General features: G+C 69.0%; 16 protein-coding genes and 2 riboswitches. Of the genes, 2 read left to right on the top strand and 14 right to left on the bottom strand.

All coding sequences use genetic code 11. From position 1 onward, the window contains the following. The first annotated feature begins 29 nt into the window (after nt 1-29). Nucleotides 30-983 carry an aminotransferase class IV gene (locus ODE13_RS08080; RefSeq protein WP_322478812.1) on the top strand — a complete coding sequence of 318 codons (954 nt, stop codon included), beginning with the start codon at nt 30-32 and terminating at the stop codon, nt 981-983. Here the strand turns inward: ODE13_RS08080 and ODE13_RS08075 are convergent. The 10 genes from ODE13_RS08075 to ODE13_RS08030 form a co-directional block, all read right to left on the bottom strand. Then, nucleotides 964-2,322, bottom strand: a complete 1,359-nt coding sequence (locus ODE13_RS08075; protein WP_322478811.1) for an LLM class flavin-dependent oxidoreductase — start codon at nt 2,320-2,322, stop codon at nt 964-966. The two genes, ODE13_RS08080 and ODE13_RS08075, sit on opposite strands and share 20 nt — an antisense overlap. A 2-nt stretch (nt 2,323-2,324) precedes the next feature. Next, nucleotides 2,325-3,140, bottom strand: a complete 816-nt coding sequence (locus ODE13_RS08070; RefSeq protein WP_322478810.1) for a 3-oxoacyl-ACP reductase — start codon at nt 3,138-3,140, stop codon at nt 2,325-2,327. Between the two features lie 101 nt (nt 3,141-3,241). Next, nucleotides 3,242-3,337: riboswitch (TPP riboswitch) on the bottom strand. A gap of 99 nt (nt 3,338-3,436) precedes the next feature. Continuing rightward, entirely contained in the window at nt 3,437-4,276 is an 840-nt protein-coding gene (locus ODE13_RS08065; protein ID WP_322478809.1) for a carbon-nitrogen hydrolase family protein, read from the bottom strand. A gap of 78 nt (nt 4,277-4,354) precedes the next feature. After that, nucleotides 4,355-4,939 (bottom strand): DinB family protein, encoded by a 585-nt coding sequence (locus tag ODE13_RS08060; RefSeq protein ID WP_322478808.1) that lies wholly within the window; start codon nt 4,937-4,939, stop codon nt 4,355-4,357. 189 nt (nt 4,940-5,128) lie between these two features. Next, entirely contained in the window at nt 5,129-7,036 is a 1,908-nt protein-coding gene (locus ODE13_RS08055; protein WP_322478807.1) for an ABC transporter family substrate-binding protein, read from the bottom strand. A gap of 142 nt (nt 7,037-7,178) precedes the next feature. Beyond that, nucleotides 7,179-9,338 (bottom strand): ABC transporter ATP-binding protein, encoded by a 2,160-nt coding sequence (locus ODE13_RS08050; RefSeq protein WP_322478806.1) that lies wholly within the window; start codon nt 9,336-9,338, stop codon nt 7,179-7,181. Then, complete coding sequence (locus tag ODE13_RS08045) at nt 9,335-10,279, bottom strand: ABC transporter permease (protein ID WP_179541802.1); 945 nt, start codon at nt 10,277-10,279, stop codon at nt 9,335-9,337. The genes ODE13_RS08050 and ODE13_RS08045 overlap by 4 nt, the downstream gene beginning before the upstream one ends. Before the next feature lie 4 nt (nt 10,280-10,283). Further along, on the bottom strand, nt 10,284-11,279 hold the full coding sequence (locus ODE13_RS08040) for an ABC transporter permease subunit (protein ID WP_179541801.1): 996 nt from the start codon (nt 11,277-11,279) through the stop codon (nt 10,284-10,286). Between the two features lie 714 nt (nt 11,280-11,993). Beyond that, nucleotides 11,994-14,537: an ATP-binding cassette domain-containing protein gene (locus ODE13_RS08035; protein WP_322478805.1), complete on the bottom strand. Its 2,544-nt coding sequence runs from the start codon at nt 14,535-14,537 to the stop codon at nt 11,994-11,996. Between the two features lie 19 nt (nt 14,538-14,556). Then, nucleotides 14,557-15,210 (bottom strand): ECF transporter S component, encoded by a 654-nt coding sequence (locus ODE13_RS08030; RefSeq protein WP_179541799.1) that lies wholly within the window; start codon nt 15,208-15,210, stop codon nt 14,557-14,559. A 96-nt stretch (nt 15,211-15,306) separates the two neighbouring features. Further along, nucleotides 15,307-15,460, bottom strand: a riboswitch (TPP riboswitch). 180 nt (nt 15,461-15,640) lie between these two features. Here ODE13_RS08030 and ODE13_RS08025 point away from each other — a divergent pair. Further along, the gene (locus tag ODE13_RS08025; RefSeq protein WP_179541798.1) at nt 15,641-15,913 is read left to right on the top strand and encodes a DUF4235 domain-containing protein; all 273 of its coding nucleotides are present in this window, start codon (nt 15,641-15,643) and stop codon (nt 15,911-15,913) included. Nucleotides 15,914-15,961: 48 nt separating this feature from the next. Here the strand turns inward: ODE13_RS08025 and mnhG are convergent, their stop codons facing one another. Genes mnhG through ODE13_RS08005 form a run of 4 tightly spaced genes read right to left on the bottom strand, consistent with a single transcriptional unit; the run spans nt 15,962 to nt 19,417 of the window. Then, nucleotides 15,962-16,369 carry a monovalent cation/H(+) antiporter subunit G gene (gene mnhG / locus ODE13_RS08020; RefSeq protein ID WP_416210609.1) on the bottom strand — a complete coding sequence of 136 codons (408 nt, stop codon included), beginning with the start codon at nt 16,367-16,369 and terminating at the stop codon, nt 15,962-15,964. Beyond that, complete coding sequence (locus ODE13_RS08015; protein ID WP_322478804.1) at nt 16,366-17,049, bottom strand: monovalent cation/H+ antiporter complex subunit F; 684 nt, start codon at nt 17,047-17,049, stop codon at nt 16,366-16,368. The genes mnhG and ODE13_RS08015 overlap by 4 nt, the downstream gene beginning before the upstream one ends. Further along, entirely contained in the window at nt 17,049-17,714 is a 666-nt protein-coding gene (locus ODE13_RS08010; protein ID WP_322478803.1) for a Na+/H+ antiporter subunit E, read from the bottom strand. The genes ODE13_RS08015 and ODE13_RS08010 overlap by 1 nt, the downstream gene beginning before the upstream one ends. Continuing rightward, nucleotides 17,711-19,417: a Na+/H+ antiporter subunit D gene (locus tag ODE13_RS08005; protein WP_322478802.1), complete on the bottom strand. Its 1,707-nt coding sequence runs from the start codon at nt 19,415-19,417 to the stop codon at nt 17,711-17,713. Before ODE13_RS08005 ends, ODE13_RS08010 begins: the two co-directional genes overlap by 4 nt. Nucleotides 19,418-19,420 lie beyond the last annotated feature (3 nt).

Raw genomic sequence — 19,420 nt, 5'->3', positions numbered from 1 at the left:
TGCCCTCTGAGCGGCCTATGCTGAGGGACATGGCTGAGCACTTCCACGAGGACTCCGTCGCCGCCGTCGCCGTGCGGATCGACGTCGAGCACCCTGACGGACTGATCTTTGACCCGCACCAGCCGCAGCTGCGGGTCACGGATCTCGGTGCCGTGCGCGGCGACGGGGTCTTCGAGACCATGTACGCGGTGGAGGGCCAGGTCCGCAAGATCGAGGCCCACCTGGAGCGGTTGGCCCGCTCTGCGGACATCCTGGACATCAGCATCCCTCCGGCGCAAAGCTGGCGGGCGGCCGTCGAACTGGGCTTCGAGGAGTACCGCACCCGCGGCGCCCTGCCGGAGGAGCTGACCATCAAGCTCGTCGCCACCCGCGGGGTGGAGGGCGAGCCAGCCTCCGACGATCCTGCCTTTGCCGGGACGTACTGGGCGCTGCTGAGCCCGGTGACCGAGGCGATGCGCGCCATCCGGGGCCAGCCGGTGGGCGTGACCCTCCTGGACCGCGGCTATGACTCCACCGCCGCCGAACGCGCACCCTGGCTGCTGCTGGGGGCGAAGTCGCTGAGCTACGCGGTCAACATGGCCTCGCTGCGCTGGGCGAGGCAGCATGGCTTCGACGACGTCATCTACACCACCTCCGACGGGCAGGTCCTGGAAGGACCCACCTCCACGGTGCTGATCGTCACCCGCGGGGCGAACGGCGCCCGCCGACTCACCACCCCGGTGCTGGAGACCGGCATCCTGCCCGGCACCACCCAGGGCGCGATCTTCACCGCCGCCGAGAAGGCCGGGTGGGAGCTGGGCTACGGGCCGCTGACTCCGCAGGACCTGCTCGACGCCGACCATCTCTTCCTGGCCTCCTCCGTGCGGCTGGTCTCCCCGGTGGCCCGCCTCGACGACGCCGACCTGGCCGTGGACGACGAGCTCACCGCTGAGCTGATCGATCTGCTCGCCGAGGACCTGCCCGTCAACCACCCGCTGGACTGAGCGCGGACTCCTGCACCTCGGAGCCGCGCCGCTCCGGGATCTGCAGGCCGAGGTGGTCGCGCAGCGTGGTGCCGGTGTATTCGCTCCGGAATCGGCCACGGCGCTGCAGCTCCGGGACCACGTGCTCCACGAAGTCCTCGATCCCGCCCGGCAGGGTGGGCGGCATGAGGTTGAAGCCGTCGGCGGCGCCGGCGTCGACCCAGCGTTCAATCTCGTCTGCGATGGACTCCGGGGTGCCAACCATGGTGCAGTGCCCTCCCCCGGCGGCGAGCCGTCCCAGCAGCTGCCGGACCGTGGGCTGTTCGGTGGCGATGATCCGCAGGATCGTCGCGTAGCGGCCCTTGGGCCCGGTGAACTCCTCCAACGGGGGCAGATCCGGGACCGGCGCGTCCAGCTCCCAGCCCGAGGCGTCCTGACCGATGAACACGCTCAGCTGGCGCAGCGAGGCTTCGGTGGGCAGCAGCTCGTCCAGGGCGGCCTGCTTGGCCCGCGCCTCAGCTATGGTCGAGCCCACGTAGGTGACCAGCCCGGGCATGATCGCGGTGCCGCGGGGGTCACGGCCGACGGTGGCGAGCCGGCGTCGCACGTCGGTGCTGTAGGCCAGTGCGGCCTCGGCGTCGTAGGCGACGGCGTAGATCGCCTCCGCGTGACGTGAGGCGAGGTCCCGGCCCTGCTCCGAGGCCCCGGCCTGGAAGAGCACCGGCCGGCCCTGCGGCGGGCGGGGCACGTTGAGCGGCCCCGCGACCTGGAAGTGCTCGCCTTGGTGGTCGATGGGCGCGATCATGCCACCGTCGGCGTAGCGGCCGTCCCGCTCGTGCAGCAGGGACTCCTGCGGCCAGGAGTCCCAGAGCCGGATGACGGCGTCGATGAACTCCTCGGCCCGGGCGTAGCGTTCTGCATGGGCAGGCATAGACGGATAGGAGTGGTTCTGCGCCTCGGCGTCGAACATGGAGGTCACCACGTTCCAGCCGATGCGACCGCCGCTGATGTGGTCCAGGCCGGCGAGCAGCCGGGCCGCGTGGAACGGTGTCCAGAACGTGGAGGAGACCGTGCTGACCAGCCCGATCCGTTCGGTGTGCTGACTCATGGCGGAGAGCAGCGTCAGCGGCTCCAGGAACCAGGTGGGGCCGTCCTCGACAGCGCCGATGCCCAGCGAGTGGCCGTCGGCGAAGAACACCGCGTCCAGCTTCCCGCGCTCGGCGGTGCGGGCCAGGTCGATGTAGTAGTCGACGTCGCCGAGGCGCTCGACAGCGGAGTCCGGGGCGCGCCAGGCGGCCTTGTGGTGCCCGACGCCGAAGAGGAACAGGTTGAGCTTGACCTCCGGTGCGACCGTTCCCATGCTCAGCCCTTCACCAGCCCGCCGTCGACGATGAGATTCTGCCCGGTGACCCCGCGGGACCACGGGGAGGCGAAGAACAGCGCGGCGTCGGCCAGCTGCTCCGGGGTGGTGACCTTGCGCAGCGGAGTGCCGGCGGCGATGGCGTCGAAGACCACCTCAGGGGTGGCGGCGGAGGCGTCGGTGGTGCGCAGCAGCCCACCGGAGACCATGTTGACGGTGATGCCGTCGGGGCCGAGGTCGTCGGCGAAGGTACGGGTCAGCGAGAGCAGGGCCGCCTTGGCGGCGGTGTAGTCGTGGTAGGGCACCACCGGGTGCTGGAAGAGGTTGGTGCCGATGGTGATGACTCGGCCCTGGCCGGCTTCGCGCATCCCGGGCAGGGCCGCCTGGATGAGGTTCAGCGGACCGGTCACGGAGCCGGCGAACTGGGCCTCGAACTCCTCGGCGGTGATCGCGTCGGCCTTGGAGCGGGCGTCGCCGGTGAAAGCGAAGTCCACCAGGGCGTTGTTCACCACCGTGGTCACCGGACGCTCGAAGTGCTCCCTCGCGGTGCTGATCAGGCTGCGGACCTGCCCCGCGTCGCGGACGTCGGCCTGCACCGCGAGCGCCCGCTCCGCGTGGGCGGCAGCGATCTCCTCGGCGGCGGCCTGCGAGGAGTGGTAGTTGACCACCACCCGGGCGCCCTCGCGCAGGAAGGCGGCGGTCAGGGCTGCGCCCAGGCCGCGGGCGCCGCCGGTGACGACGACGACCTGTTCGCTCAGCGGCAGCGCGCCGTCGTTGTGCTGGGCGGTGGCTTCTGTGGTGATGGTGGCGGTGCTCATGCGTGCCTCTCGTCTCGAGGCGAAGGCAGCCCGCAGGCGATGTGCGACGTGAGCCTGCGGCCATCTGCGGACCGATGCTCACCGCCGCGATGCGGCCGAACGCCGCACCAGCCGGACGATCCCTTCGCCAGTGCTAACTGGATCAGGTTCGACGGGTGTCATCTCAGCCGCAGAGTGCGGCACCCCGTGTCACAGCCTTCATCTCATCACATGGCGGGCGTCACAGCCAGTCGATGACAGGACGGGCCGTCAGCCGTCGTCCCGCAGACTCCTGAGCCCTCTGGGCTCTGTGAGCCTCAGACCTGCGGGATCTCCCGGGCATTGGCCAGCACCGGGAGCTTCTGCCGGGCAGCGGTGACGACGTCGGCGTCGAGGTCCGCCACCAGAAGCTCCGGGGCCTCCCCGGCCTCGGCGAGCACCTCTCCGGTGGGCGAGACGATCATCGAGTGCCCCACCCCGGTGGGCGCCCCTTCCACTGGCTCGACGCCGGCGGCCGAGGGCAGGCCCTGACCGCAGGCGATCACGTACTGCGTGGAGTCCAGCGCCCGGGCACGAGCCAGCAGCCGCCACTGGTCCACCTTGCCCGGCCCGGCACCCCACGACGCCGGCAGGATGGTGGCGAGCGCCCCGGCCCGGGCGTGGGCGGTGAACAGGTTCGGGAAGCGGATGTCATAGCAGGTCGCCAGCCCCAGCGTCTGCCCGTCCAGAGCGAACCGGGCCGGGGCCTCACCGGGTGCCACGGTCTTGGACTCCTGGAAGCCGAAGGCGTCGTAGAGGTGGATCTTGTCGTAGGCGGCCAGCACGCCGTTTCCGGTGCCGTCCACTGCGCCGTCCACTGCGAGGAGGGTGTTCGTGACCCGCTCGCGGCCCTGCTCCCCCGGCTGTGCGGGGGTGAACATGCCCGCGACGATCGCGACCCCGTGGCGCTCCGCGATCCGGCGCAGCTCGGTGCCCCAGGCGCCGTCGACAGGCTCGGCGATGGGTGTCAGCGAGTGCCCGAAAGCCCGCTGAACGGCCTCGGGGAACACCACCAGACGGGCGCCGGCCTCCACGGCCTGCGCCGTCCACTTCTCGACGAGCGCCAGGTTCTGCTGCGGGTCCTCACCGGTGACGATCTGTGCTGCTGCGATACGCATGGGCCCAGCCTACGTCGCAGCGCCGCGTCCCGGGAGCGCCGGCCAAATCCCTCCCCTGGTTCCGCAGACGCCTCACGCTCAGAGGAATTCGTCGGCGATGCGCTGCAGCTCCACCACATGGTCCTGCCACTCGGCATCCCCGGCCGGGGGCATGTTGTCATTGCCGTCCTGCATGCCCACGGCGCCGTCGAGCTGCTCACGCAGGATGTCGGCATGACCCGCGTGCCGTGCGGTCTCAGCGATCAGGTGGACCACCAGCCGCCCCAGAGTGGTGCGCCCGTTCTTTCCCCACCAGGGCACCTGGGCAGGCGCACCCAGGCCCAGCTCGGCGACGGCGTCGTCGGTGGTCCGCCAGGAGGTGCGGTAGAAGTCCCGCACCCACTCGCTGCTCTCCTCTTCGGTCGCGTAGAGGTCAGCGTTGAGGGCGGCGCCGGCCTCCAGCCACGGCATCGGCACCGGACTGGGACGGCCCAGCGGTGCGGTGAAGTAGCCCATCTCCATGCTGGCCACATGCTTGACCAGGCCCAGCAGGTTCGTCCCGGTCGCCGTCAGCGGCCGGCGGACGTCATGCTCCGGGACGCCGTCGAGCTTCCACAGCAGGGCCTCACGGAGCCCCTGCAGGTAGCGCAGCAGCATCTCTGACTCAGCATCATCATCGCTCATGGAGCGAACTGTAGGAGCTGCCTCATTCCCACGGCACCGTTCCCCGGCCGCACCCTGACACCACCAGCACTTGGTGGGCTCTCTCTGCTCTGCGTCTTGTCCCCGTGATGTTCGTTCGTCCCCGTGGAATTGCACGGGGACGAACGAACAGGACGGGGACACATGACGCGTCGCGGGGGCCGGGAAGCCTCAGTCCTCCTCGTCCGCGTCCTCCTCGTCGGCATCCTCGTCGGCTTCCTCAGCCTCCGTGTCCTCAGCCTCGTCAGCATCCTCGTCCGCGTCCTCGGGATCCGTGTCCTCGAGCTCCTCGACGTCGACGCCGGTGTCGGTGCCGTCGTGGCCGGCGTCGTCCTCCCAGCCGACCTGAGTCCAGTCCGTGGTCTCGAAGAGGCTCGGACCGTAGTTCGCGAGCCCCTCACGGAAGGCGGTGATCACCGGACCGTTGGCGTAGGCGAGGTAGTGGAAGTACTCGCTGAGCGCCTCCTGCTCCAGGGCCTGCGCCTCGGCGAAGCGCTCATCGTCGTCCTCGATGCCGAACAGCTCGCTGATCCGGTCGTCGAGCTCCTCGTTCCCCAGCCCGGTCAGGTTTCCGTCACCAGTGGAGTAGAACTGGTTGGGGGCACTGGTCGGGTCCGCCCCGGCCTTGCCGTAGCACATGTTGACCAGGCCGAAGTCACGCCCGCCGACGACCTCGCCGAACTGCCCCGCCCCCTGGTTGTTGACGTCCAGGTTCATCCCGGCACCGGCCGCCATGCTCTGCGCGGCCTGGACCATGGCCTGGTTGATCGGGTCATCCCCGAAGGTGTTGAAGACGACGCGGAGCTCCTCGCCGTCGCGGCTGCGGAACTCGTCGTCCTCACTCTCGAAGGTCCAGCCGGCCTCCTCGAGCACCTCCTCGGCACCCTCCGGGTCGTCGTCCTCGACCGGGTAGGCGTCCTCATAGCGCTCATCGAAGGGCATCATCAGCCAGGACCCGGGAGTCTCCTCGTCCCAGTTGATGCCTTCGAACTGGATGGCGGCGAGCTGCCCGCGGTCCAGGACGCGGAAGATCGCCTCACGCACCGCCACGTCGTCGAGGTTGGTGGCGTCCCCGTTAAGCACGAAGCCACAGGTGGCCATGCGCTGGCCCCGACGGATGTCGTAGCCGTCCTCGGACCACTCGGTGAGCTCCTCGTAGCGGGGCCGGGTCGCGACGCTGGTGGCATCGATCTCGCCGTTCTGGAACGCCGGGATGGTCGCACTGGCCTCATAGGTGGCGAAGTTCAGCCGATCGAGCACCGGCGCCTCGCCCCACCAGTTCTCGTTGGGCACCAACGAGATGACATTGGCGGCCAGGTCCATGGTGTCCACGGTGAAGGGGCCCGCGAGGAACTCGGGACGGACGTCGTTCACGAATCCGTCGTTGAACTCCTCCGGAGTGTCCACGTCCGGGTGGATGATGGGGCTGTCTCCCTGACTGCCCCCGTTGAAGATGCTCTGCCAGGGCTGATACATCTCCTCCATGGTGATGGTGAAGTGCCACTCATCCTCACCCTGCTCGACACTCTCGACCTGGTCATAGGCCGTGGTGCTCACCAGGTCGTAGCCCTCCTCGTCCCCGGAACGGATGGCGAGGGTGTGCTCATAGGTCTCGAAGTCGATCGGCGTGCCGTCGTTCCAGACGGCCTCCGGATTGAGCTCATAGTGGAGCAGCTGGACGCCGTCGTCGGTGATCTCCTGCTCCGCGGAGAGGAAGTAGTCCTCGTTCAGGACGTAGTCGCCCTCCGGGTCCAACCTCCAGGCGCTGGCGGTGTGCACGGCGCTGAGGATCTGCCGGGTGTCCTGCGCGTTGCCCGCATTGGTCAGACCGTTGAAGTTCGGACCCAGGTGACCGATCGGCAGGGTGAGCTGGCCGCCCTCCTGGAGGGCGTCGGCAGGCTGGGCGTTGATGTCATAGACCTCGGCGAGATCGCCGCTCAGTGAGGCCTCATCGGGAGCAGATCCGCCACCTCCGCCCTCACCGTCGCCGCAGCCCGACAGGGTCAGCGCGCCGATCGCCAGCACGGCACCGGGCAGCGCTGCCCTGCGTCGCAGGGTCCTTCTCTTCGGAAATGTCATCTGTCCTCTCCTCCAGTACGAATGCACGGACGCCCAAGCTCCGCTCTTCCCTCCCTGACCGACGAGGCTTCGCCGTCTCAGGGCCACTGACCGGTCGAGGCGGGCGGGCTCCTCGGCCGGAGACTCTTCAGCACATCGCCGCTCAGCTCAGCGAGGTCTGCTTGACACCGAGCAGATCGGTCGGATGGTGGCAGGCCACCCGTTGGTCGACATCGGCTCTGCCATCCAGATGCTCCAGCTCGGGCTCGACCTCCTCGCACACGGTCTGCCTGTCCTTCGGCAGCATCACGTAGAGAGGACACCGGGGACGGAAGCTGCAGCCGACCGGCACGTCCGTGGGCGAAGGCAGATCGCCCTCCAGCACGAGATGCTTCCGGCGCGTCTCGACCTCAGGGTCGGGCACCGGGATCGCCGCGAGCAGAGCCTGCGTGTAGGGGTGCCGCGGGTTCTCATAGATCTGCTCGACGTCACCGATCTCCACCAGTCGTCCCAGGTACATGACCGCCACTCGGTCCGAGATGTGGCGCACCACCGAGAGATCATGGGCGACCATCACGTAGGAGAGCCCCAGCTCTGACTTCAGCCGCTGCAGCAGATTGATGACCCCGGCCTGGATGGACACGTCCAGGGCGGAGACCGGCTCGTCGAGGACGATGATCTCCGGGTCCAGGGCCAGCGCCCGGGCGATACCGATGCGCTGCCGCTGCCCTCCGGAGAAGGCGTTGGGGAACCGGTCCAGGTGATCCGGCTGCAAGCCCACGATCTCGACCAGCTCGAAGACCCGGGCGGTGATGCGCTCCGGCTTCCACCCCTGGGCCTGCATCGGCTCGGCGAGCAGCTCGTAGACGGTCTGCCGTGGGGAGAGAGCTCCGGTGGGGTCCTGGAAGACCATCTGGATCCCGGCACGCTGCTCCTTGGACGCCCGGTGCTTCTTCTTCGAGCCGTGGATCTCCGTTCCTGCGAGATGGATCGTAGAGCCCTCGGGCGGGTCCAGCTCCATGATCTCCAGCAGCGTGGTGCTCTTCCCCGAGCCGGACTCCCCCACGATGGAGAAGCATTCGGCCTCCCGCACCTCGAAGCTGACGTCATCCACTGCCTGGATAGTGCCCAGCCGGCGCTTCAGCAGCCGGGAACGCAGCTCGAAGCGCCGACTCAGATGCCCGACCTCCAGCACCGTCCGGCGCGACTCCCGTGGAGTCAGCTCGATGGCCGACGGGGCGACCTTCTCCACCCCGTAGACCACCCGGGGGTCGGACAGATGCGTCTCCTCGAGCCGCACACAGGCCGCGCTGTGCACCGGCCCGACGCCGTCCGCGCCCGGCATGGGCACCGGCCGCAGCACCGGTTCGCCCTCCTCACAGAGACCGGTGGCCATCGGACAGCGCGGCGCGAAGGGGCAGCCGCTGGGCGGATCGGTGAGGTTCGGCGGCCGACCCGGGATCGTGGCCAGCGCATGCTCCGCGTGGACGTCCAGGCGCGGGACGGCGGCCAGCAGCCCCATGGTGTAGGGCATCGACGGGCGTGCGAAGACCTCTCGGGTCGTCCCCTTCTCCACCGGACGCCCGGCGTACATGACGATGAGATCGTCGGCCAGACCGGCGACGACGCCCAGATCGTGGGTGATCATGATGATCGCCGCACCGGTCTCCCGCTGGGCCACTTTCAGCAGCTCCAACACCTGGGCCTGCACGGTGACGTCCAGAGCCGTCGTCGGTTCGTCGCAGATGATCACCGCGGGGTCATTGGCCATCGCGATCGCGATCATCACCCGCTGCCGCATGCCTCCGGAGAACTCGTGAGGAAAGTTCTTCAGCCGCTCCGCCGGGGAGGGGATGCCGACCTTGTCGAGCAGCTCGGCCGCGCGCGCCTCCTTCTGCTCCCGGGTCATCTGCGGGTTGTGGTTGCCGATGGCGTCGGTGATCTGCTGCCCGACGGACAGCACCGGGGTCAGCGAGCTCAGCGGATCTTGGAAGACCATGGAGATCGTGTTGCCCCGGTGCCGGCTCATCTCCTTGTCGCTGAGTCCCAGCAGGGACTCCCCGCCCAGGCGGATCTCCCCGTCGATGCGGGCATTCTGCGGAAGCAGCCCCATGATGGCCATCGAGGTCACGGACTTCCCGGAGCCGGACTCGCCGACGATCCCGAGGACCTGCCCGGCCCGCAGGTCGAAGTCCATCCCGCGCACCGCATGCACGGTGCCCGCCTCCGACGGGAAACGGACGTTGAGGTCCCGCACGGAGAGCACGACCTCGGACTGCTCGCCCGGGGGACGCGGTGCGGCGTCGACTGATGAGGTGCTCATGCCGTGGCCCTCCCTCCTGCACGCGACTCGGGGTCGAGGGCGTCGCGCAGCCCGTCGTTGATGAGCATCAGGGCCGCGACGATGAGCCCAAAGGCGATCACCGGCGCCCAGAACATCCACGGCTGCTGGCCGAACACGTAGCTGCGCGCCTGGAAGATCAGCAGACCCAGCGAGGTCTCCGGCACGGAGACGCCGATGCCCAGGAAGGACAGCGAGATCTCCGCGAGGATCGCGCCCCACACGCTGGTGGTGGCGTTGATGATCGCCAGCGAGGCCAGGTTGGGCGCCAGGTGCCGCCAGACGATCCGCAGCGGGTGGACTCCCATGAACCGAGCGGCCTTGACGAAGTCCCGATCCACGAAGGACAGCGACATGCCTCGGATGAGTCGGGCGGAGGCCATCCAGCCGAAGAAGACCATGATGAACGCCAGGGTGACCGGTCCGCCGTCGCGCCCGGTCATGATGATCCCGATCAGGATGATCTGCGGGAACATGATCAGCGCCTCGATGAGCCACATCAGGGTGCGGTCCACCCACTTGCCGAAATACGCCATCGCACAGCCGGCGAGCAGAGACATCAGCGGGGTTAGGACGCCGACGATCAGCCCGATCATCAACGAGGTCCGGGTGCCCTGGGCGAGCAGGGCGACCATGTCCACCCCGGCCGAGTTGGTGCCCAGCCAGTGCTCCGCGCTGGGCCCGGTGCCGAGGTTGAGGAAGTCCTGCTCCGTGTACTGCCAGGGGGTCAGGTGGTGCCCGAAGAGCGCGAAGGCACTGAGCAGGGCCAGCAGGAAGACGCCGAACACGGCCAGGCGGTTGCGCAGGAAGCGGGTGAGGATCAGCCGCTTCTTGCCCATCGGTCGGAATCTCACCGACTGGCCGGGCATCTCCTCAGCGGAGGCACGGGTGTTCTGCACAGTGCTGAGCGGAGTGATGGACATGGGATCACAGCCTCACTCTCGGGTCGACCAGGGAGGTGAAGAAGTCCGCGAGGATCGCACCGATGGCGAAGATGATGCAGCCATAGAAGACGATGATCACGGTGGAGTTGACGTCGTGGGCGTGCAGCGCGCGCAGTGCCCAGGAACCGAGGCCGTCCCAGTTGAAGACCATCTCAGCCATGACCGTGCCGGTGAACAGCGCCGGAATCGTGAAGGCGATCGACTGGGCGGTGGGCACGAAGGAGACCCGCAGGGCGTGCTTCCGGATCGCCTGGTTCCGGGTCAGACCTGTGGCTCGTGCCGTCCGGACGAAGTCCGCGTTGACGAAGTCCAGCAGATACTGCCGCTGCGAGATCTGCATCGCGGCCCAACCGAACAGCGTCATCGCGACAGTGGGCACCGTGTAGTGGGCGGCCATGTCCACGAACTGGTTCCAGGTGCCCTCCACGCCGATGCTCCGGAACCCCGTGACGTAGAAGATCTGTCGGCCGGTCAGCTCGTTGACCCAGATGGCGCCCCGCTGAACCAGCAGGTAGGCCACCGGGACGGGCACGATCATCGTGAAGTAGGAGTACCAGGTGGTCACCCGGTCCCCCATCCGATACTGGCGGGCCGCGGCGTAGACGCCCAGGATGATGCCGATGACCATCGTCAGCACGGTCGCCAGCAGAGTCAGCTGGGTGGAGATCCAGACGCGGATGGCGAACTCGTCGTTGACGAAGCCGCCGTTGGGCATCCGACCCCAGTCCCAGGCGGTGATGATGCCGGTGATCCACACCCAGTACCTCTGGAGCATGTTCTGCTCGGGATCAAGGTCGAGACGGCGCAGCGACTCCTGGGCATTCGCCCGGCTGGCCTCCGGGTCCAGGCCTCCGCCCATGATGTCCATGAGCTGCGCCTCGGGATTGAAGAAGCTGACGGCCATCAGATAGGACAGCGAGGTCACCGCGAAAGTCATCACGGCGTAGCGCACCAGGCGCAGGGAGAGAAACTTCAGCACGGTGGCCCCTCCTGCAGTGGGCCCCCGTGGCGGCGGCAGGGACGACGGGCGAGTCCTGGCGCGGCTGGGGCGGCGGGCTGGGCAGTTCGCTCAGCCGGGGCGCCCCGGGGGCTGATGGTCGACGTACTCACGGACGGGCGTTCCTCACATGACGCAGTCCGCCATCCGGCGGCAGCGATTCGTCGTCGCTCGAGCAGAAGGCTCCGGCGCCCGACCCGGACATCCCAGGGGACGGGCCAGGCCATCGGACGGTGAATCTCGTGATGTCGTCTCGGCGCCGGTGCGATCAGCTCAAGTGACGTATCTAACATCTGAACAAGGTGATGCCCACCCTACGCGTGGACGGGCCCGTCTGAGCAGGGATGACGGAGGTCAGCCGCATGAGTTTCGGTGATGGAGGAAGCAGGAGTGTCATCCATACCGATTTTCCATCTACTGTCACGGCTCAGGAGTCACCCTGTGCGAAACATGCCAGCATCGTCGGAGACCTGCAACACATCTTTCAAAGTTCCGCGTGATTCTGGGGTCGAGAAGCACCGACCAGAGGTGGCCCGGCGATGGTGGGCTCCCCGGGCACGGGGCGAGCCGTCACACGCTGGTGACCCGGGCGTCACATGGTCAGACGTCGCTTCTCCGGTCCGGCACGCAGGGCGCACCCAAGAAAAAAGACACAATGTGACGATCGCGCCCCGGCGGTGGCCTGTCGATCGGCGATCACCAGGCCGGGTTCCAGTGACCGCTGAGCACCGCAACCGCCAACGCCCCGACGGCCAGCAGCGCACCGCCCAGCACCACAGGGATGTCGACGACGCTGAAGCTCGCCGGGCGGGCCCAGGTCCGGGCCGGCGCAGGCCCGGAGGCACCTGAGGACGCACCGAAGCCGCGGGACTCCATGGTCACCGCCAGCCGGGTGGCCACCCGGATCGCCTGCACCAGCAGCCCGAAGGCCTGTGAGCAGGTCGCCCGGACCTTGCCCAGGAGCCCGCCCTGTGTGCCCACGCCGCGCGCCCGCCGCGCCAGCCCGATGGTGGTCCAGTGCTCGGCGAGCAGCCCCAGCAGCCGCATCGCCGCCAGCGCCCCGAGCACGAACCGCGCGGGCAGGCGCATCTGCTGGGCCAGCGAGTCGGCCAGATCGGTGGGATCCGTGGTGGAGAAGATGATCACTGAGGGCAGCACCACGGCGAGCGCACGGGCCCCCATCGCGATGCCCAGCTCCACCGAGCCCTCGCTGACCGTGGTGAATCCGAGGTCCAGCAGCACCGCCCCGGACTCCTCAGCAGCGATCGCCGTGCCCCAGACGGCCACCACGGATCCGATCGCGAAGGGCCAGATCCGCAGCAGGAACTGGCCCAGCCGCAGTCCGGCCCACGGCAGGAGCAGGAAGCTCGCCACGATCACCACCGAGGAGCTGACCCAGTCCATGGTGGAGACCAGCGCGGCCGTCACCAGCAGCACCGCGAACAGCTTCGCCAGCGCGTTGGCGCCCCCGAGTCGAGACTCGGAGCGCACCCCGGTCAGCATCGGGGCGGCGGTGCCGCGCGGTCGGGAGGCCCGGTGGTCGACGACGCCGTCACGCGGCGTCCGCCCGTCAGCGCAGTCGTCCTCCTCGAGCGCCTCCTCCTCGAGCGCGTCCTCCGCGGCGGCCTGCCCGGTCGCCTCAGGACGCAGCGGCATCTCCTCGGCCTGTAGAGCACGCAGGAACGCCTCGTCATGGGTCACCGCCACCACGGTGCCCCCGTCGTCGAGGTGCTCGCGCAGCAGTCGGATCAGTGCGGCGAAGGTGTGGGCGTCCTGCCCGAACGTCGGCTCGTCCAGCATGAGGACCTCCGGCCCGGCGGCGAGCACCGTGCCCACGGAGAGCCGACGCTTCTCCCCACCGGAGAGGGTGAACGGGTTGACCTCCGCCAGATGCGCCAGTCCCAGCCGGGTGAGCAGCCGAGCCACGCGGTGCTCGACGTCCTCTGAGGTGAACAGCGGAGCGTCCTCGCCGGGCTGCCGTGCCTGCCGGGCGCCGAGCGCAAGCTCCTCGCGGACCGTGGGCCGGACGAGCTGATGCTCCGGCTCCTGGAACACCATCCCGAGCCGAGCCACCAGATCCGCCGAGCGCCAGCGGTGCGGGTCATCCGTCAGGGCCTCGCCACGCGGCCCTTTGAGCTCTCCGGTGGCGACGAGCTCGCCCTCGTGGACGGGGATCAGCCCGGCCAGACTCAGCAGCAGGGTCGACTTCCCCGCCCCGTTGCGACCGGTGATACCCAGCGCCCGGCCGGCAGGGAGGTCGACGTCGATCCCCTGAAGCACCGGTGCCGGACGGCGGGACTGACGGCGCCGCGGCCTCTCCCGGGAGACGGCGAGCTCCCGTCCGGTCAGCAGGACCCGGGGCCTCAGGGCCTCGGGCCCCGCCGTGGCGCCCTCAGGCTGGGCACCGGCATCGGTGTCCAGAAGCAGGTCCGGGACCGGATCATGGCCCGGCACCCAGAGCCCGAGCTCCACCAGATCCGCCCGCAGATCGGCGTCGTCATGGATCCGCCCGGCGGGTACCCGGTGGCGCACGCCTCCGGCGGTGTCGAGCACGATCAGAGTGTCCACATGGTCCGCCCAGGTGGACAGCCGGTGCTCCACCACCAGCAGGGTGGATCCCTGGCGCGCGGAGGCTTCGATGACCGCGTCCCGCACTCTTCGGGTGCCGTCGGGGTCCAGGTTGGCGGTGGGCTCGTCGAGGAGCAGCAGGGCCGGGCGCATGGCCAGGATCCCGGCCAGCGCCAGCCGCTGCTTCTGCCCGCCGGAGAGCCGCGCGGTGGGATGGTCCAGCAGTGCTTGGGCCTGCTCCCCCGAGCCGGCCAGGCCGGTCTCCACCAGCACCTGTCGCACCCGGTCCCAGATCTGGTCCGCAGGCACGGCGAGGTTCTCCGGGGCGAAGGCGACGTCGTCACCCATCCGAGAGAGCACCACCTGGGACTCCGGGTCCTGCTGCATCAGACCCATCCGGCCGCGGGCCTGCTCCGGGGCGAGCCCGTCGATCAGCAACTCACCGGAGGAGACGGCCTCCTCATCATGGAGCACTCCGGCCAGCCCGTGGAGCAGGGTGGACTTCCCGGCCCCGGAGGCCCCCACCAGGAGCACCTTCTCCCCCCGGTCCAGGTGAAGGTCGAGCCCGTCCACGGCAGGGGCGGGCCGGTCGGCATGCTGATAGCGCCAGCCGCGGACCTCGACGGCGGCACCGCCGGCGAGTCTCCCGGGAGGGCGCGCCGACGTCGTCATGCGGTCCTGCGCCATCGGCTCAGCCCTCACGACGACGGCGCAGCACCGGCTCCTGATGCGCCCGGCGGGAGGCCAGCGGGCCCAACACCGAGGTGGCCGCCAGCCCGCGGGTAGCCAGCCAGGAGAGCAGCCCGGCGATGATCGCCCCGGAGAGCGTGAAGCAGCCGATGTGGATGAAGGTCTCCAACGGCGCGTAGGCGTACATGGGGATGATCCAGTGATAGGTCGCTCCGCCGAAGAACCCGGAGAGCGCGCCGGCGAGCATCGCGACCTCCAGCGTGTACCGGCGGTACAGGAACGCCAGGAAGATCAGCTCCGCGCCGAGCCCCTGCACGAAGCCGGAGGACAGCACGGTCAGCCCCCACTGGGAGCCCAGCAGGGCGGAGACCACGGCGGCGACCATCTCGCAGTAGATCGCGGCACCGGGCTTGCGGATGATCAGCATCCCCAGCACCGCGGGGAAGAGCCACATGCCGTGGACCAGGGTCGCGGCCGGCGGGTAGGCGGCGAAGAGCCCGCCGACGACGTGGTAGCTGAGGTTCCATCCCCAGAAGATGACCCCGGAGGCCACCGCCAGGGTGGAGGCGACGACGATGTCGGAGACCGACCAGCGGAAGGTCCGCGGCCGGGTCCCCGCGCGTGCCGGTGCAGTGGTGCGGTGCGTGCTGCTCATGATGCTCCCTCGTGTGACGAGCGTGGACCACGAGCACGCAGGGAGGGAGCCGTACCTGCCGCCGCGGACAGCCGATGACGGCGTGCAGGTCCGGCATCCGAGGACAGCTCGACTTCCTTCGCAGGCGTTGATCGGGCGGCATCGCGCCCGGGTTGTCCTGATCAGGTTCGAGGGTCTGGGCCGTCAGCCCACTCTCAGCGCATTCCGTCTCCCGCAGGGGGCGACGGGGAGCGCTCCCCTGTCGTGTCTCGAATGACGTGCCCCACAGTAGCGCATCCCCCTCCCTCCTGGCGGCCCGGCCCGCTAGGCTGGAGGCTGAGCAGGTCACCGATGAGCCCCGCCCTCGAGCGGGACGCCGACGTCGCCCTGTGCCAGACTCGCGTGAGAACCCCTACATCCGAATCCCACATCCGAATCCTCAGGAGTGCCGATGGACAAGATCATGGACAAGCTGCTGACCACCGGAATCTCCCTGGCCGGCGGCTACGCCGCCACCAAGGCCTTCGAGTTCGCCTGGCGGCAGGCCACCGGCGAGGACACTCCCCGGGCCAGCGAGGAAGAGGACATCTCGTTGCAGAAGGCCCTGGTCTTCGCCATCTCCTCCGCCGCCATCTCCGCAGGCGTTCAAGTGCTGTCCCAGCGCGGAGCCAAGGCCTCGGTGAAGAAGATCAAGGCCGCCTACGCGAATAAGGCTGAGGTCTGAGCGGCGCGCAGCAGGACGGCACGACACCACGGATCCCCGTCGGAGGTCTCAGCCCCCGTCGATCTCCCGGCGGGCTCCATGGCCCCGCGAGATCCGGTCCACTGCCCGGGCCAGCTCGTCCTGCGCCAGCTGCTCGGACTTAAAGTGCTTCGTCCGGTACCCGGCGCGCCCCACCACATGGGCGCTCGCCGGGGCGGTGAGGATCTGCAGACCCCAGGCGAGCAGGACGAGCACGACGCCGCTCCAGCTGCGCCAGGTGATCGCCGCGGCCAGCAGCAGACTCAGCAGGCCGAGGACCTGAGGCTTCGTGGCCGCATGCATCCGTGAGTGCAGATCCGGCAGCCGCACGAGTCCGATCCCGGCCGCCAGCGACATCAGCCCACCGATCACCAGGAAGACGGCGGCCACGGCATCAAGGATCTGATCCATCAGCTCCGCGTCCAGAAGGTCCATCATCGTGCTCCCTCCCCCGGCGCCTGGTCGGGAGTCTCTCCAGAGGGCTCCTCAGCCTCGTCCTGACCCTCTTCCTCCGCCGCACGGCGACGACGCGTGGTGAAGCCGGAACGGGTCAGCTCGTGGAACCACGAGGTCGCCGGGTCCTCATCCTCCCCGTAGCCGCGGGGAGCAAGAGTGCCGCCGTGGGGATCCACCGGGTCCATGCCGGCGAGCCGCGAGGGGCTGGCCGCATACGGCGCCCGCCCACCGTCCATGGCGCCACCATCACCCGAGGGTGCGGCGCCCGGCACGCCGGAGCCGGCGGGGCTCCCACCGCTCCCAGGCCCGGCATCCGCGCCGTCCGGTGCGCCCGAAGGCCCGCCGGAGCTCGTGGCCGCCTGCGGCAGCGCCCCGGTGAGCACGCTCGCCCCGGGATCCTCCGGCCGACGCACCGCCACATACCGGGCGATCGCCACGGCCCCGAGGAAACCGATCACGGCGGTGGCCACGACGAAGAGGATGAAGTCCTGGTGCCCTCGGGCGACCATGTCCGTGATCAGCATCGAGGAGACGATGATCAGGATGACGTCCACACTGATCACCCGATCCAGCACCGATGGCCCCCGGAACACGCGGAAGACAGAGCAGAGCACAGCCACCGTCAGCAGCGCCTGGGAGATCCAGTAGGCGTAGGTCAGCATCAGCGCCCTCCCTCCTCTGAGGCGCCGGCGGGGCCGCGACCGAGCATCGCGGACGACGGAGCCGCAGAACGCGTCGGGATCGCCTGATCGCGCTCCGTCTTGGAGAAGCCACTGACGCGGCCCAGCCGCTTCTCGGCCTTCACCACCGCCAGCTCCGATCGGTTCCCGCAGCTGCGGAGCACCAGTGCCTCAGTGCGCAGGGCATCCTGCCGGATGCGCTCGGCGTCGTGGTCGTCGGTGACGTTGAGGCAGTGCAGGTACAGGGTCGCCGTGGTGCGATCCACATCGATCACCAGCGAGCCGGGCACCAGTGCCAGCGCGTGGCCTGTCACCGTGACGATGAAGTCGTCATGGCTGCGCAGCTGCACCGAGATGATCGAGTTGCGCACCTTCGGTCCGCGCACGACGGCGATCCAGGCCACCTGGAAGGAGGCGGCCACCATCTTCGCCAGGAAACGGACCGTGAAGACCAGCACCCACCAGATGTTGATCCGCCCCGAGCCGCGCAGCGGCGGCAGGTAGAACAGCCGCACCACGGCGGTGCCCAGCACGGCCCCGACGATCAGAGTGCCCAGGGTGAAGTCCTGCCACATCGCCATCCAGAGAAAGCTGAGGAAGGCGATCAGCGGCAGCTCGAGCGGCAGCGGGGTCCGGGGTCGCTTCATCGGTCATCAGCCTCCTGCGCCGACTCGTCTTCAGGCTCCAAAGAGGTCCGCACCGGGGCGAACTCGTCGGAGCCGCCGTCGCCGGTGTCTAAGTCAGGTATCTGCGAGGCCAGGTCCTCCAGCTCCTCGCGGACCCCGTCCACGCGCTCCTCCCCCAGCACCGCCTCAAGGTAGGGGGTGCGCTCGTACATGTCCTGGGCGGCCGCACGGGAGAAGGACATCAGCGGCCCGGCGAACACGGTGAACGCCAAGGACATCGTCACCAGCAGGGCGGTCGGCGCCACCACCGACATCGGCAGCAGCCGCTTGTTCGCCGCCCGCGCGTGCGCCAACGTCTTCGACATCAGCAGCCGGTCCGGGGAGTCTGCGTCCTCGGCCTTGCGCCAGAACGCACGCGCCCAGATCCGTGCCACGGCCAGCAGAGTCAGCAGCGAGGTCACCACAGAGCCGACCACCAGGGTCCAGGTGATCCAGGTGCCCTCCGCGATCCCGCCCTGGATCATCCCCAGCTTGCCGATAAATCCGGAGAACGGAGGGATCCCCGCGAGGTTCATCGCCGGGATGAAGAAGAGTACGGCCAGAGCGGGAGAGATCTTCGCCAGACTCCCCAGCCGATCCACGTTGGAGGACCCGCCTCTGCGCTCGATCAGTCCGGTCACCAGGAACAGCGTGGTCTGGATGGTGATGTGGTGGGCCACGTAATAGATGGTGGCCGACATGCCCACAATCGAGACCAGCGAGAGTCCGAACACCAGATAGCCGATGTGGCTTATCAGGGTGAAGGAGAGCATCCGTTTGATGTCGCCCTGGGCCAGCGCACCCAGGATGCCCACGATCATCGTCAGCAGCGCGACGATCATCAACGCGGTGTTGATCCGCTCCCCCGGGAACAGCAGCGTCTCAGTGCGGATCATCGCATAGATGCCGACCTTGGTCAGCAGGCCCGCGAAGACCGCCGTCACCGGGGCGGGGGCAGTCGGATAGGAGTCCGGCAGCCAGAACGCCAGCGGGAAGACCGCCGCCTTGATGCCGAAGGCCACCAGCAGCATCACATGCAGCAGCAGCTGCATGTCACCGTCCAGGTCGCCCAGCTTCAGCGCCAGGTCCGCCATGTTCACGGTGCCGGTGGCCGCATAGACCACACCGATGGTGATCAGGAACAGCATCGAGGAGATGACGGAGACGACCACATAGGTCACCCCCGCCCGGATGCGGGACTCCCCTCCCCCGAGGGTCAGCAGCACATAGGAGGCCGTCAGGAAGATCTCGAAGCCGACGTACAGGTTGAACAGGTCCCCGGCGAGGAACGCGTTGGACACCCCGGCCACCAGGATCAGGTAGGTGGGGTAGAAGATCGAGACCGGGCCGGCGTCGTCCCCCTCCTCCGCGGCGCCCTGGCCGACCGCGTAGAGCAGGACCGCCAGGGTGATGATCGAGGAGACGACCAGCATCAGCGCGGAGAACCGGTCGATCACCATCGAGATGCCGAAGGGCGCGGGCCAGCCGGCCAGATGCACCGCATGGGCCCCGCCGTCCCAGGTCTCCGCCAACAGGGTGATCTCAAGGATCACGGTGAGCACCAGCGTGCCGATGGTGATCGCTCGCTGGGTGGTCCGCTGCCGGAAGAAGGCGAAGGCGAGGCCGGCGCCGAAGAACGGCAGGAGCACCGCCAGGGGCAGCAGCTCCACGAAGTTGGTCTGCATGGG

The sequence above is a fragment of the Nesterenkonia sp. HG001 genome, from assembly GCF_034438835.1.
Lineage (GTDB): Bacteria > Actinomycetota > Actinomycetes > Actinomycetales > Micrococcaceae > Nesterenkonia > Nesterenkonia xinjiangensis.
This window is presented reverse-complemented; position numbering and strand designations above follow the sequence as displayed.